At 71.1% G+C, this 14424-nt stretch carries 9 protein-coding genes; 3 read left to right on the top strand and 6 right to left on the bottom strand.

Annotation, left to right across the window (positions count from 1 at the left end; all coding sequences use genetic code 11):
* Window positions 1-102 precede the first annotated feature (102 nt).
* On the bottom strand, window positions 103-963 hold the full coding sequence (locus BJ969_RS19785; RefSeq protein ID WP_184480830.1) for an enoyl-CoA hydratase-related protein: 861 nt from the start codon (window positions 961-963) through the stop codon (window positions 103-105).
* Window positions 964-1370: 407 nt separating this feature from the next.
* On the opposite strand from BJ969_RS19785, the gene BJ969_RS19780 reads away from it, so the two are divergent.
* Window positions 1371-2696, top strand: coding sequence for an MCE family protein (locus BJ969_RS19780; RefSeq protein ID WP_184480828.1), 1326 nt, complete (start codon window positions 1371-1373; stop codon window positions 2694-2696).
* Here BJ969_RS19780 and BJ969_RS19775 read toward each other — a convergent pair.
* The gene (locus BJ969_RS19775) at window positions 2677-4764 is read right to left on the bottom strand and encodes an NACHT domain-containing protein (RefSeq protein ID WP_184480826.1); all 2088 of its coding nucleotides are present in this window, start codon (window positions 4762-4764) and stop codon (window positions 2677-2679) included. The genes BJ969_RS19780 and BJ969_RS19775 overlap by 20 nt on opposite strands.
* A 214-nt stretch (window positions 4765-4978) precedes the next feature.
* Here BJ969_RS19775 and BJ969_RS19770 point away from each other — a divergent pair, with 214 nt between their 5' ends.
* Together BJ969_RS19770 and BJ969_RS19765 are read left to right on the top strand one after the other, a co-directional pair.
* The gene (locus BJ969_RS19770) at window positions 4979-6058 is read left to right on the top strand and encodes an alpha/beta hydrolase (protein WP_246457002.1); all 1080 of its coding nucleotides are present in this window, start codon (window positions 4979-4981) and stop codon (window positions 6056-6058) included.
* Window positions 6059-6434: 376 nt separating this feature from the next.
* Window positions 6435-7655, top strand: a complete 1221-nt coding sequence (locus tag BJ969_RS19765; protein ID WP_184480822.1) for a cytochrome P450 — start codon at window positions 6435-6437, stop codon at window positions 7653-7655.
* 48 nt (window positions 7656-7703) lie between these two features.
* On the opposite strand, the gene BJ969_RS19760 is transcribed toward BJ969_RS19765, so the two are convergent.
* The 4 genes from BJ969_RS19760 to BJ969_RS19745 all read right to left on the bottom strand — a co-directional run bounded on the left by BJ969_RS19760 (window position 7704) and on the right by BJ969_RS19745 (window position 14401).
* Entirely contained in the window at window positions 7704-9875 is a 2172-nt protein-coding gene (locus BJ969_RS19760; protein WP_184480820.1) for an NTPase, read from the bottom strand.
* 209 nt (window positions 9876-10084) lie between these two features.
* Window positions 10085-11323 carry a threonine ammonia-lyase IlvA gene (gene ilvA / locus BJ969_RS19755; protein ID WP_184485537.1) on the bottom strand — a complete coding sequence of 413 codons (1239 nt, stop codon included), beginning with the start codon at window positions 11321-11323 and terminating at the stop codon, window positions 10085-10087.
* Window positions 11324-11760: 437 nt separating this feature from the next.
* Window positions 11761-13971 carry a catalase/peroxidase HPI gene (katG, locus tag BJ969_RS19750; RefSeq protein ID WP_184480818.1) on the bottom strand — a complete coding sequence of 737 codons (2211 nt, stop codon included), beginning with the start codon at window positions 13969-13971 and terminating at the stop codon, window positions 11761-11763.
* The gene (locus tag BJ969_RS19745) at window positions 13955-14401 is read right to left on the bottom strand and encodes a Fur family transcriptional regulator (protein ID WP_246458336.1); all 447 of its coding nucleotides are present in this window, start codon (window positions 14399-14401) and stop codon (window positions 13955-13957) included. Before BJ969_RS19745 ends, katG begins: the two co-directional genes overlap by 17 nt.
* Between the last annotated feature and the right edge of the window lie 23 nt (window positions 14402-14424).

Here is a 14424-nt window from a genome sequence, read left to right as displayed (position 1 = left end):
ACCTTATCCGCAGGTCAACGACCGAGCCGAGTCGTGCAGCGCAAGTGGTGGAGCGGGTTGTGGCACAGCGGGTTCCGGCTGTTGACCGATGACGAACAACGCTCACGCCGATCGAGGCGCCGTGCCGTCGTCGAGCCACGGCAGGAATCCCGGCAGGTCCTTCGCGACCGTCCCCGGGAATCGCGGAGGCCGCCGTTCCAGGAAGGACATGACCCCTTCCGCCGCGTCCTCGTTCGTCGGCAACCCCGCGATCAGCCGGGAGTCGACGCGCTGCACGTCGTAGGGGGATTCCAGCGCGCTGAGCCGGTAGAGCATCTGGCGGATCACGGCGATCGAGACCGGAGCGGTGTTGGCCGCGAGGTCGCGGGCGAGCGAGTACGCCTCGTCGAGCACCTGGTCCGGTTCGTGCGCGGCGTGCACCAGCCCGGCGTCGCGGGCTTCGGCGGCGTCGAAGAGCCGGCCGCTGATCATCCAGTCCAGGGCGGTGCCGAGGCCGACCAGCCGGGGCAGGAACCAGGTGGAGGCGCCCTCGGGGTAGATGCCGCGGCGGGAGAACACGAAGCCGAACCGCGAGTCTTTCGCGGCCAGCCGGTAGTCGCAGGCGAGCGTGATGCTGGCCCCGGCGCCGACGGCGGCGCCCCGGATCGCCGCGATGACGGGCTTGTTCATCGCGAAGATCCGCAGCGCGCAGCGGCCCGCGGGTTCCTTCCAGTCGTCCTGGCCTTCGGCGCCCGGTTCGCTGACGTCGAACCCGCCCGCAGAGAGGTCGGCGCCGACGCAGAAGTCCTTGCCCTCGCCGGTGAACACGACGACGCGCACGTCCTCGTCCCGGTCCGCGCGGTCGAACGCCGCGGCCAGCTCGTCGGCCATGCGCACGGTGTAGCCGTTGCGAGCCTGCGGGCGGTTCAGCGAAATCGTCGCGACCGGCCCGTCGATCTCGTAGCGGATCTCTTCGTAGTCCACTCGCGCTCCCTGTCTCGTCCGAGGGGCACAGCGTAGGACGCGGCAGGTTTATTGACAAGGTGTCAATATTGGGGAACTGCGTGATGGCCGCAAAAAGCGTGCGCGGGTGCTTCGTGGGTCCGGTGGACTCGAAAGCACGACGCGCTGGCGAGTTGGACGCGAATCCATCGTGCGCGGGTGCCGGGTATGGTAGTTCTGAGCGTGCTCCGCCGATCACTCGCGGTTTTCCCCGGCGCGAGCGGTATCCGGGCGCTGTTGACAAACAGGCAATACCTCGTGAGGCTGGGCGCTCGTCATCCGCCGCATCCGTTCCGCTCGCAGCGGAGTCCGGGCGACGCGTCGAGGCGAGGCTCCCGGGGTTCGCCGCCCGCCCGGATGAAGCGAAGTCGAAGGCAAAGGGGCCTGCGATGAGTTCACTGGTGGCTCTGCGGCGACGAGCGCTGGGCGTGGCCTTCCTCCTGGTCATGGTGCTGGCCGCGGCGGTGTGCATCGGCGCGTACCGCGGCGCCTTCACCCGCAGCGTGGACGTCGTGCTGCGCACCGGAGCGACCGGCAACCAGATCCTGCCCGAAGCCGACGTCAAGGTCCGCGGCCTGATCATCGGCCAGGTCGGCGATGTCACCGCGGCCGACGGCGGCGCCCGGATGCGGCTGGAGCTGGACCCCGACGAGGTCGAGCAGATCCCCGCGAACGTGACCGCGCGGCTGCTGCCCAGGACGTTGTTCGGCGAGCGCTACGTCTCCCTCGAACTGCCCGCACAGCGCTCGGCGCGGCACCTCGCCGCGGGCGACGTCATCACCCAGGACGGCGCGCAGGCCTCGGTCGAACTGGAGCAGGTGCTCGCCGACACGATGCCGCTGCTGCAAGCGGTGCACCCGCAGGACCTGGCCACGACGCTCAACGGCCTGAGCCGCGCGCTCGACGGGCGTGGCGAGCAGGTCGGCGAGACGATCACCGACCTGAACCGCTACGTCGCCGAGCTGAACCCGTCGTTGCCGCAGCTGCAGGAGAACCTGCGGCAGGTGGTGGGCGTCGCCGAGACCTACGAGCAGGCCGCGCCGGACGTCCTGCGAGCGCTCGGCGACGTGAGCACCACGGCCAGGACGCTGGCCGAGCAGCGCGAAGCCCTCAGCGCGATGACCGCGCAGCTGACCACGACCTCGAACGACCTGACCGGTTTCCTGGCGGCCCACTCCCAGGACCTGATCCGGCTCAACGCCACGTCGCGGCCGACGCTGGACGTGCTCGCGAAGTACTCGCCGCAGTACCCCTGCATGTTCGCGCAGGCCGCCGGGATCATCCCCCGGGTCGACGAGCTGTTCGGCGTGGGCACCGACGAGCCGGGAGCCCACGTCACGCTGGAGATCACGCCGAACCGGGGCGCGTACGTGCCGGGCGAGGAACCGGAGCTCGGCGACGAGCGCGGGCCGCGCTGCTACGAGTTCGAGCACGCGCCCCAGTACCCGCCGGACGGCCCGGTCGTCGACGGCTCGAACCCGCCGCCCGCAGCCAGGACCGGGACCGAGGGGCTGCTGCCCGGTGCGACCACGCCGTCCTCGGCCTCGGGCGGCGCGTCCGCGCCGGACCTCGGGGTGGCGAACTCCCCGGCGGAGCGCGACCTGATCGCCGGCATCCTCGCGCCCTCCCCGGACGCGGCCCCGGCGCCGCCGTGGTCGAGCCTGCTGCTCGGCCCGGTCCTGCGCGACACCCAGGTCACCGTGCGACCGCGCTGACCCGATCGGGCGGGGCGAGGTGGCTGAGCAGGCGCTCGTGCCGGAACTGGTAGTGCGCCCCGTGCGTGCGCAGCACCTGGCGGTCCCTGGCGTCCTCCAGGAACGCCGCGGTCCGCCACGGCAACCGGCCCACCAGCGGCAGCCAGATCCGGCCGAACGCGATCCACTGGCCCCAGGCGGTGAAACCGAGCGCGATCGAGATCCCTCCGCCGAACGAGCTCAGCAACCCCAGCCGAACCGCCTCCCACACGTCCCATTCCAGCCGGAATCCCCACAGCGACCCGCCGGACAGCGCGTGCGCGGCGAACCCGGTGAGGGCGACGACGATCCCGAAGACGACGGCGAACACGGCGACGGTGCCGAGCGTGATGCGCCGGTTCGACCGCAGCAGTTCGATCGGCTCGGCGGTCGTGCGCACGTCGACGGGAGCCTCCAGCAGCGAGACCGCGCCGACGGCGATCAGGGTGCCCGCGCCGAACATGGCCGCGAACAGCGCGCCCTCCACCCAGCCGCCCAGCAGCGCGTCCGGCTCGTGCCGCAGCGCTCGGACCACCGCTTCGGTGAACCTGGCCGCGAAGCCGAACAGCGCTGCCGCCACGACCGCCAGCAGCGCCCGAGCGGCCAGCCAGTGCCCGTTGCGCGGGAGCCGCTGCTCGCCGGGGGAGGCCCGGAACAGCAGCCGCATCCTGGACGGTTCCGGGATGCCCCTGCCCGCGAGGTGCGCGATCCAGTGGGCGCCGCCCACGGCGAACCCGGCCAGCGGCCCGTTGAACCCGGCGTCGCGCAGCGCCTCGGCCAGCGACCACAGCGGGGGCCTGCCACCGGGGACGAGGTAGATCGCGCCGTGCACCACCGTGACGAGCACGGCGATCACCAGTGCGCTGAGCAGGGCGATCACCAGCGAACGGGTACCGGCGCCCAGCATCTCGCCGACCCGCCACCAGGCCAGCTCCTGACCTCGCGAGTCCCGCACGTGCCGGGCGAGGTGCGCGAGCCAGTGCTGCGGGCGCTGCTCGGGCCACGGCCGGTGCTGCCCCTTCGGCCAGAGCTCCGGTTCGTTGCGGTACGCCGTGGGCAAGAACTCCTCCAGCAGGTGCGCCTGCAGCGCGGCGCTGGTGGGGAAGCGCGCGGTGTCCAGCAGCTCGTCCGGCTCCCGGTGCCTGCGGTAGACGGTGCGCGCCAGCGACATCATCAGCGGATTGCGCAGCACGGAGGCGAGTTCGGCGCAGGCGGGTTCGTCCGGTGCCTCGCGCAGCCGCCGCAGCACCGGCTCCCACGGGTCCGCGCCGGGGAAGGCGGTGGTGCTCGGGAGCGTCGCCGCGAGGTCGTCGCGGTCGAGTTCGGTGAGCACCACGACCTCCGCGTCGGGCAACGCCCCCGCTTCCCGCAGCGCTTCCCGGTAGGCGCAGGTGCGGCTGGTCAGCACGAACCGCTTGCGGTACTCGCCGAGGTGCCGCAGCGCGGCGGCGTGCAGCTCGTCGGGGATCTCGTCGAAGCCGTCCAGGACGGGCAGCACCTTCTCGTCCAGCACCAGGTTCCGCGCGTCCGCCACGCCGCCGGGCAGCGGGTAGTCCTTCGACAGCCGCTCGATCAGCCAATCCTGCAGGGACATCGCGCTCGGGTTCCACGAACCCAGCGAGTACAGCACCGGCACCGCGTCGTCCGGGCTTCGCCGCTCCAGAGTGGTGAGCACGAAACGCATGCACAGCACGGATTTCCCGACGCCCGCGTCGCCGAGGACCACCAATCGGCGCGGGGCGATGTCCCGGAAGAACCGCGCGATCTCGCCCACCTCGCGAGGATCGTCGCGACCGGCTCCGCCTTCCGATGCCTGCGCGGGAGCGGAATACCAGCGCATCGGGAGCTCCTGCAGGACGAGTCGCCTGCGCTCCTCCAGCTCCCACCGCACGCGTACCTCGCGGGCCAGCGTCCGCAGCAGCGGAGCGTCCTCCGGTGGCTGCCGGGTGAAGTGGACCGATCCGTGGACCGCGCCGAAGTGGTGGACGTCGCCGCCGACGTGGCCGCTGGTCTCGTTGTGGATGGCGTCCTGCTCGTCCCGCTGCGGCATGGGCGCCCCCTCGACAAGCGTCTCCCCGCACTCCGGAGATCACAAGATCCCACAATCCGGGGCGGAGCAACATCGATTCGGGCCGAGTTCTCCCCGAAACCAGGGACTGGCGCCGCCCTCACCCGACTGGCAGCTGTGCAGGGCGGTGCGGTGCTGGTCTGCTGTCGCTGATCCCGTCAGGGGAGGCGGGACATCACCGGATGGGGGAACCCGGATGAGAACGCCCATGCGCACCACCGCGCGCCGCTGCGCCGCCGCGCTGTGCTGCCTCACCGCGGCGTCGGCGCTCGCCGCACCCGCCGCGACCGCGGCCGACGCGCCGCCGCGCTTCGACGACGGCTTCGGCATCACCGTGCTCGAACAGCCGGAGTGGGTCGACGAGAACCACCGCACGTTCACGATGACCGTCGCCACCGACCAGGTCCCGGAGCACCCGCCGATCGGCGACCAGGTCTCCGGGGAGCACGTGGTGCTGGTCGTGCTGCCAGAGGAGTACGACCCGGGCGTGCGCTACCCGGTGAACTACCTGCTGCACGGCGCCCCGGAGCAGCCGATCTCGGCGCGCTACCAGACGCTGACCGAGCGGGCGACCGAAGACGCCCCGCTGATCACCGTGACGCCGAACGGGGGCGGGCGCGGCTGGTACTCGAACTGGGTCGCCCCCGGCGCCTCGGGCAAGCAGAACTGGGAGTCCTTCCACCTGGACCAGCTGATCCCGCTGGTCGACGCCAACCTCAGCACCATCGCCTCGCGGGAGGGCCGGTCGATCTCGGGGCATTCGATGGGCGGTTTCGGTGCGTTCCACTACGCCGAGCACCGGCCGGAGCTGTTCGGCCACGTCGGCAGCTTCTCCGGAGACCTCGACCTGCTCGACCCGCGGATGCGGGGCGCCATCGTCGGGTCCACGCAGCTGACCGAGATGGGTGCTCCGCTGGATCCGCCGGACGCTATCTTCGGTTCGCCGGTGTGGCCGTTGGACGGGGTGTGGAACGCGCAGAGCCCGGCGCACCACGTCGAACCGCTGCGCGGGATGGGCGTGGCGTTCTACGCGGGCAACGGCGGGAACCTGGCCGAGGACCCGGTCCTGGCGCTGGGCGAGGCGTGGGTCCGGGACACCGCCATGGTCATGTCCGGGCAGTTGACGGCGGCCGGGATTCCGCACCGCTTCGTCGACTACGGCGACGGCAGCGGCTGGGGTGAGGGCTGCAACGGCAAGCACGGCCAGGACCCCTGCATCCAGGCCGACTTGGACGACTACGTCGGCCTGCTCATGCAGCGCCTCCAACACCCCTGATCTCCAGCGCCGCCGACCGGCTCGCCGCCGCCCCCGCTCGGGTGCGGCGGCGAGCCGCTTCCGCGACCGTTCGACCCGTTGATCTTGTCGTCCCAGGTGAGTGCGTTGTTGGTCGTTCTCTTGTCAGCGGCGAAGCCGCTGAGCAGCGACCACCAAAGCAGAACGACCACCCGCGGGTTCTCAGCGTTCTTCTCGCGAGGACAGCTTTTTCCCTCGTGGCGGAGCCACTTGGGAAAAAGATCCCGCAGCGAGAAGAACGCTGAGGTTCCGCCACCCGCCCCACTACTCAAGCCAAGCAAAGACATCAGTAAGACAGTCGTCTGACTTATCTGTTAGCGTGGTCGGAGTCCCGAACGTTCGACCACAGGAGTCGTGGATGACCACCGCGGAGCCGAAGTCCTTCCCGTTCAGCGAACCGGAACGGCTGGACCCGGAGCCCCTGTTCGAGGAGCTGCGCGAGCAGCCGCTGATCCGGGTGCGGTTGCCGTACGGGGAACCGGGCTGGCTGGCCAGCCGCTACGAGGACGTCAAGCTCGTGCTCGGCGACAAGCGGTTCAGCCGCGCCGCGGGGGCCGGGCGCGACGAGGCGCGGATGCGACCGATCCAGGGCTCCAGCGGCAACATCATGAGCATGGACCCGCCGGAGCACAGCCGGTTGCGCCGACTGGTCATGAAGGCGTTCACCCAGCGCCGCGTCGAAGGCCTGCGCTCGCGCGCGCAGGAGATCGCCGACGGCCTCGTCGACGGGATGGTCGAACGCGGCACGCCCGCCGACCTGGTCGAGGACTTCGCGCTGCCGCTGCCGATCACCGTGATCTGCGAGCTGCTGGGCGTGCCCTACGAGGACCGCAAGGACTTCCGGGTGTGGTCGGACGCCTTCCTGTCCACGACCAAGTTCACCCTGGACGAGGTCGTCGAATGCGTCGGCCTGCTGCGGGAGTACATGGCCAGGCTGATCGCCGAGCGCCGCGAGAGCCGCCACGACGACGGGCGCGACGACCTGCTCAGCGCGCTGGTCGCCGCCCGCGATGACGACGACCGCCTCACCGAGGACGAGATGCTCTCGCTGGCCGAGGCGATCCTGGTCGCCGGGCACGAGACGACCGCCTCGCAGATCCCGAACTTCGTCTACGTGCTGCTTCAGCACCCCGACCAGCTGGCCCGGCTGCGCGACGACCCCGCGCTGATCCCGCGCGCCGTGGAGGAACTGCTGCGCTACGTCCCGCTCGGCAACGGCGCGGGCATCCCGCGCTACGCGCTGGAGGACGTCGAGCTGGGCGGGGTGACGGTCAAGGCAGGGGAGGCGGTGCTGCCGAGCACGGCTTCGGCCAACCGCGACGCGGCCGTCTACTCCGAGCCGGACGTGCTGGACCTGCTGCGCGAGGAGGCCTCGCACGTGGGCTTCGGGCACGGCGCGCACCACTGCCTCGGCGCGCCGCTGGCCCGGATGGAGCTGCAGGTCGCGCTGGACACCTTGCTGCGCCGCCTGCCGGACCTGCGCTTGGCCGCGGGGGAGGAGGGCGTCGAGTGGAAGGACGGCCTGTCCACCCGCGGCCCTTCGAAGATGCCGATCAGCTGGGGCGCGGCGAACCGGTGATCAACGGCGTCCGGGCGCGGCGCGATCCGCGTCCGGACGCCGCCCGCCTCACGGCGCTGACCTGGAGCCGTTCCCCTCGCGGCTCATGGCGTGCTCGGTCGCCGCGAGGTGGTCGCGCAGGCGCCCGTGCCGGAACTGGTACACCGAACCGTGCGTGCGCAGCACGCCGAGCCGGTGGGCGTCGTGCAGGAAAGTGACCGTCCGCCATGGCAATCGTCCCGCCAGCGGCAGCCAAAGCCTGCCGAACACGAGCCACTCGCCCCACGCGGTGAAGCTGAGGGCGGCCGCGAGCCCGCCGCCGACCGCGCCCACCGCCGCGTACTGGATCATCGCGATGGCGTTCCAGTACAGCGGGACGCCCCAGAGGTTCCCGCCGAACAGCGCGACCAGCGCGCTCCCGCTGAGCCCGACGACGACGCCGAACGCCGGCCCGAAGACGAGCAGCATCTGCAGCGTCGTGACGCGGTTGCTGCGCAGCAGGCTGATGGGGTCGGCGGCCGACTCGGTCCTGATGGGCGCCTCCAGCAGAGCGGCCGTCCCGAAGACCACCGCGGAACCGGTCCCGTACATGATCGCGTACAGCACGCCGTCCACCCAGAAGGCCGTCAGGTGCAGCGGGTTCTCCAGCCAGGCCAGCACCAGGCGCGAGCCGGCTCCGCCCACGAAGCCGAACCCGATCCCGAGCAGCGCGGCCACGGCGATCCGGGTCGCGATCCGCTTGCCGGAGCTCCGCTGCACACTCCCGCCGCCGTGCAGCGGCAACCGCATCCGAGAGGGTTCCGTGCCCGCGCGGCCGAGGGTGATCACCGCTGCGTAGGCGATGCCGAACGCGATACCGGCGGCGCCCGCGTTGAGGAGACCGGAAGTCCTGCTCGTCCGCAGCGCTTCGCCGAGGTCCAGCCCGGCCCACAGGCCGATCGCCACGTGCATGGGGAATACGGCCAGGAAGACGGTCAGCCCGATCACGAGGGCGATCACGAGGGCGCGGGAGGCGCGGTGCATGCTCCGCGAAACCTGCCACCAGGCGAGGTCCTGCGCGTCGTGCAGCCGTTGCAGGTGCCGTGCGAGGTGGCGCAGCCGGCGCTCGGCGTACGCGGGGTCCCACCTGCGGGAGGCCTTCTCGGAGTGCCCGCCGGGGATCGGGTCGAAGACCGTGGGTACGAGGCTGCTCAGGAGGTGGTCCTCCAGCGCCTCCCGGTCGCCGAACCGCGTCGTGTCCAGCAGTTCCTCCGGATCGTTGCCGTAGGCGTAGATGGTCCGGGCGAGCCAGACCATCAGCGGCGAGCTCAACGCCGCGGTGAGCGCCCGGCATGCGGGAGTGTCCGGGTGCTCGCGCAGCGCTCGCAACACCGGATCCCAGCCGGTCCGGGTGCTCCCGTCGTGGTTCATCCGCTTCTTCGCGGTGCGCCACAGGTGGTCGGTCGCCTCGTCCCGGGTGAGCTCGCACAGCTGCACCACCGTCGCCTTTTCCAGCGCTTTTGTGGTCTCGACCGCCGCCGCGTACTCCGCCGGGCGGCTCGTCAGCAGCAGCGGGCCCCGGTATTCGTTGATCGCTTTCAGCGCGACGTCCCGCAGTCCCTCCGCGATCTCGTCGAAGCCGTCGAGCACGGGCAGCACGTGACCGGCCCGGAACAGCGTGTCCGTGTCCGATCGCGGGAAGTCGAGCCCCAGCCGATCGAGCATCCACTCCCTGAGCGAGCGTGCGGTGGGGTCCCATGAACCGAGGTCGAAGATGATCGGAACGGCCAGGTCGTCGTGGCGATCCTTCACCAGGTCCAGCACGTCGAGCACGAACCGGGTGGCGAGGAAGGTCTTGCCCGCGCCGGGTCCGCCCAGGACCACGAGCCGCCCGTCCGGCGTTCTCCGGAAGACCTCCGCGATCCGGTCCAGCGTGCCGGCCGGGTCGGGCGGGTCGGCACCGTCGCGATCACGCATGTTCGCGCGGTGATCCGTCAGCTCTTCCGGTGCTTCTTGCCAGCGCACCTGAATCGGAATCCGCTCCGACTCGCCGTCCCACCGGTCGCGGACCGCGGCGGTGAAAGCGCGGAGCGGTTCGACGAGCGGTCCGTGGGCGGGATGGACGTGCTCGTGGATGATCCTGATGTCGCGGGCTTGCCCGACCTGCACGACGTCGCCCGTCGTGCTGGCGACGCTGATGACGGTGCTCTCCGGCTGCGGCGCTCGTGCACCGGGATCGTGGCGGGGCGCTGGATCCGGCATCCACGCCTCCTCGGGCAGCGACGCGCACGGCGCGCGAAGGCACAAGATCCCACAACGGGGCGCAGCTGAACATCATCCGGCCGCACTTGCTCGGTGAAAACAGGTTCGTACCACCGGATTTCACCGAAACGGCATAGTGCACGAGCCCGTGCACGGCTGGGCGGGCCAGGCGCGGCCCCCTCCGCCGGAGGAGGCCGCACCCAGCGAACTCACACCAGGAAGTGGAACAGCGGGCTGTCCGGGGGGACCTGCTGGATGCGGTGCGGGATCGCGTCCATCCGCTTGAGCATGGGGTCGAGGTTCTCGGGGGCGCCGAGTTCGATCCCGACCAGCGCGGGGCCGGTCTCGCGGTTGTTGCGCTTGACGTACTCGAACAGCGCGATGTCGTCGTCCGGGCCGAGTACGTCGTCCAGGAAGCGCCGCAGCGCGCCCGGTTCCTGCGGGAACTCGACGAGGAAGTAGTGCTTGCGGCCCTCGAACACGAGCGCCCGCTCCACGATCTCGGCGTAGCGGCTGACGTCGTTGTTGCCGCCGGAGAGCAGGCACACCACCGTCGAGCCGGGTGCCAGGCCGAGGTCCTGGGCGAGCGCGGAGGGCGACAGCGCGCCCGCGGGTTCGCTGATGATGCCGTCGTTCTGGTACAGGTCGAGGATCTCGACGCAGATCTGGCCTTCCGGCACGGCCACCAGTTCGGGCGGTTCCGCCGCCGCGATGGCGTGCGGGTGGCGGCCGACGACGCGCACCGCCGCGCCGTCCACGAACGGATCGAGGTCCTCAACGGGCGACGGTTCGCCGCGGTCCAGGGCGAGCGCCATGCTCGCCGCGCCCTGCGGCTCGGCACCGATGACGCGGACCTCCGGGTGCGTCTCGCGCAGCCACGACAGCGTGCCCGCGAGCAGCCCACCGCCGCCGACGGGCACGATCACCGCGTCCGGCGCGGAGCCGAGCTGCTCGACGACCTCGCGGATCACGGTGCCCTGCCCGGCGATGGTGCGCGGGTCGTCGAACGCGGGGATCAGCGTCATGCCGGTCTCCGCCGCGTGGGCGCGGGCCGTGGCGTCGGCGTCGTCGTAGGTGTCGCCGTGCACGATGACCTCGACGTGGCGCCCGCCGAAGCGGGCCACCCGCTGCCGCTTCTGCCGCGGTGTGGTGCGCGGCAGGTACACGCGGGCGGTGACGCCCAGCGCCTCGCAGGCGAACGCGACGCCCTGGGCGTGGTTGCCCGCGCTGGCGCACACGACACCGCGTTCGCGCTGCTCGGGCGAGAGCTGGGCGATGAAGTTGTAGGCGCCGCGGACCTTGTAGGACCGGACCGGGGTGAGGTCCTCGCGCTTGATCCACACGTCGAGCCCGTGGCGAGCGGACAGCCGCTCGTTGCGGTGCAGCGGGGTCGTGGGGATCGCTGCGGCGAACCGCTCTGCGGCGGCGTCCACGTCGGCGGCGCCCACGGGGCTAGACGACACGGCGTTGACCTCCTGGCCTTGGTTCTGGGAAATGGGAACGCAGCACGAGCATGCGCCACCGCCCGCCCACCCCCGCGCCGGGGGGTCACGTTCCCACAACGCGAAACGGGCCCCCACCCACCCGCAGTGAAGGCCCGTTCACAACAAGAAACCGATCCCACCGCCCGCCCGAAGGCCGTGCCTTGCGGCGAAGCCGTGCCTTGGGGCGGGCGAAGCCCCGTCTGCCTTGCGGCCGGAGGCCGTGCCTGTATGTGCGAAGCACATAGCCCACGTCGAAAAGCCGACCACCGGCGGGTTCTCAGTCGGTCTCTCGCGAGGACAGCTTTTTCCCTCGTGGCGGAGCCACTTGGGAAAAAGATCCCGCAGCGAGAGACCGACTGAGGTTCCGTTACCCGGACACCAAAGCAGAAAGAGCCCGAAAATCAGGCAACATCGAACCGGTCCAGGTTCATGACCTTGGTCCAGGCCTTGACGAAGTCGCCGACGAACTTCTCCTGGGCGTCGGCGGCGGCGTAGACCTCGGCGACGGCCCGCAGCTCGGAGTTCGAGCCGAACACCAGGTCGACGCGGCTGCCGGTGATGGCCTTGCCGGAGCCGTCGGTGCCTTCGAACGTCGTCGAGGACTCGTCGGCGGGCTTCCACGTCGTGCCCAGGTCGAGCAGGTTGACGAAGAAGTCGTTCGTGAGCGTGCCCGGCCGGTCGGTGAGCACGCCCTGCTGCGACTGCTCGTGGTTCACGTCGAGCACCCGCAGGCCGCCGACGAGGACGGTCAGCTCCGGCGTGCTCAGGGTGAGCAGGTTCGCCCGGTCGATGAGCTGGTACTCGGCGGGCAGCGTCGAGCCCTTGCCCGCGTAGTTGCGGAACCCGTCGGTGGCCGGTTCGAGGTGCGAGAACGACTCGGCGTCGGTCTGCTCGGCGGTGGCGTCGCCGCGGCCCGGCGTGAACGGGACCGCGATGTCGAATCCGGCGGCCTTCGCGGCCCGCTCGACACCGACGCCGCCTGCCAGCACGACCAGGTCGGCGAAAGAGACCTTCTTGGCGCCGGACCCGGCGTTGAACGACTCCTGAATGCCCTCCAGCGCGGTGATGACGGTCGCGAGCGCCTCCGGCTCGTTGACCTCCCAGCTGCGCTGCGGTTCGAGGCGGATGCGGCCACCGTTGGCGCCGCCGCGCTTGTCGCTGCCGCGGAACGTGGACGCCGAGGCCCACGCCGTGGAGACGAGCTGGCGCACGGTGAGCCCGGAGGCGGCGATGTCCGCCTTCAGCGCCGCGATCTCGGCGTCGCCGATGAGCTCGTGGTCCGGCTTGGGGATCGGGTCCTGCCAGATCAGCTCTTCGGACGGGACCTCGGGGCCGACGTAGCGGTCGACGGGGCCCATGTCGCGGTGGGTCAGCTTGAACCAGGCGCGGGCGAACGCGTCCGCGAACTCCGCCGGGTTCTCCCAGAACCGCCGCGAGATCGGCTCGTAGATCGGGTCGAGCTTGAGCGACAGGTCGGTGGTGAGCATGTTCGGCGCGATCTTGTTCGCCGAGTCGTGGGCGTCGGGCACCGTGCCGTCACCGGCACCGTCCTTCGGCTTCCACTGCCAGCCGCCGCCGGGGCCCTGGTAGAGCTCCCACTCGTAGCCGAAGAGGTTCTCGAAGAAGCCGTTGCCCCACTGCGTCGGCGTGGAGGTCCAGGTGACCTCCAGGCCGCTGGTGATGGTGTCGGCGCCCTTGCCGGTGCCGTGGGCGTTGGACCAGCCGAGGCCCTGCGCTTCCAGCGGCGCGGCCTCCGGGTTCGGGCCGAGGTTGGAGTCCGGGGCGGCACCGTGGGTCTTGCCGAAGGTGTGCCCGCCGGCGATGAGGGCGACGGTCTCCTCGTCGTTCATCGCCATCCGGCCGAACGTCTCGCGGATGTCGCGCGCGGCGGCCACCGGGTCCGGCTTGCCCTCCGGGCCTTCCGGGTTGACGTAGATCAGGCCCATGTGGGTCGCGCCCAGCGGCTGCTCCAGATTGCGCTGCTCACCGTCGGAGATGCGCTGGTCGCTGCCGAGCCAGGTCGTCTCGGAGCCCCAGTACACGTCGTCCTCGGGTTCCCAGCCGTCGACGCGGCCACCGGCGAAGCCGAAGGTCTCGAAGCCCATCGACTCCAGCGCCACGTTGCCCGCGAGCACCAGCAGGTCTGCCCAGGACAGCTTGCGGCCGTACTTCTGCTTGACCGGCCACAGCAGGCGGCGGGCCTTGTCCAGGCTGACGTTGTCCGGCCAGCTGTTGAGCGGCGCGAACCGCTGCTGCCCGGATCCGGCGCCGCCGCGGCCGTCGCTGACCCGGTAGGTGCCGGCGCTGTGCCACGCCATCCGGATCATCAGCGGGCCGTAGTGCCCGAAGTCGGCGGGCCACCAGTCCTGCGAGGTGGTGAGGACGTCGAGGACGTCGCGCTTCACCGCGGGCAGGTCCAGGGTCTTGAACTCGGCGGCGTAGTCGAAGTCCTCGCCCAGCGGGTCGGCGACCGCGGGATTCTTCGCCAGCAGCTTCAGGTTCAGCCGGTTCGGCCACCAAGTGTCGTTGCCGTTCCCCTGGGTGGGGTGGGGGATGCGGCCGCCGTGCGCGACGGGGCAACCACCGGTCTCGGTGTCAGGGCTGTCGGTCACCGGGAGTCCTTTCGGGATCAGTGCGTTGTTCGGGATCAGAGGTGGAGCAGTCGGGGCACGTTCCCCAGTAGATGACCTCCGCTTCGTCGATGGCGAAGCCGTGACCATCGGAGGCGCTCAAGCAGGGAGCCGCGCCCGTCGCGCAGTCGACGTCGGCGATCACGCCGCACGACCGGCACACCACGTGGTGGTGGTTGTCGCCGACCCTCGCCTCGTAGCGGGCCACCGAACCCATCGGTTGGATCCGGCGCAGCAGCCCGGCTCCCGTCAACGCGCGCAGCACGTCGTAGACGGCCTGGTGGGAGACCTTCGGGAGCCGTTCGCGCACCGCTTCGAGGATGGAATCGGTGCCGGCGTGGGGGTGTTCGTGCACCGCGGTCAGCACGGCGGTGCGCGGGCGGGTCACGCGCAGATCCGCCTCGCGCAGCATCCGCTCGAAGTCCGCGGTCGTCC

This window comes from Saccharopolyspora gloriosae (assembly GCF_014203325.1).
In the GTDB taxonomy this organism is placed as follows: domain Bacteria; phylum Actinomycetota; class Actinomycetes; order Mycobacteriales; family Pseudonocardiaceae; genus Saccharopolyspora_C; species Saccharopolyspora_C gloriosae.
The sequence above is the reverse complement of the archived record's forward strand: the minus strand, read 5'-3'. Positions and strand labels throughout refer to the sequence as shown.

Bases quoted from the DNA above. Each gene is read 5' to 3' on its own strand.
- BJ969_RS19780 (WP_184480828.1), top strand. From the start codon at position 1,371: ATGAGTTCACTGGTGGCTCTGCGGCGACGAGCGCTGGGCGTGGCCTTC.
- BJ969_RS19775 (WP_184480826.1), bottom strand. From the start codon at position 4,764: ATGCCGCAGCGGGACGAGCAGGACGCCATCCACAACGAGACCAGCGGC.
- BJ969_RS19770 (WP_246457002.1), top strand. From the start codon at position 4,979: ATGAGAACGCCCATGCGCACCACCGCGCGCCGCTGCGCCGCCGCGCTG.
- BJ969_RS19765 (WP_184480822.1), top strand. From the start codon at position 6,435: ATGACCACCGCGGAGCCGAAGTCCTTCCCGTTCAGCGAACCGGAACGG.
- BJ969_RS19760 (WP_184480820.1), bottom strand. From the start codon at position 9,875: ATGCCGGATCCAGCGCCCCGCCACGATCCCGGTGCACGAGCGCCGCAG.
- BJ969_RS19745 (WP_246458336.1), bottom strand. From the start codon at position 14,401: ATGCTGCGCGAGGCGGATCTGCGCGTGACCCGCCCGCGCACCGCCGTG.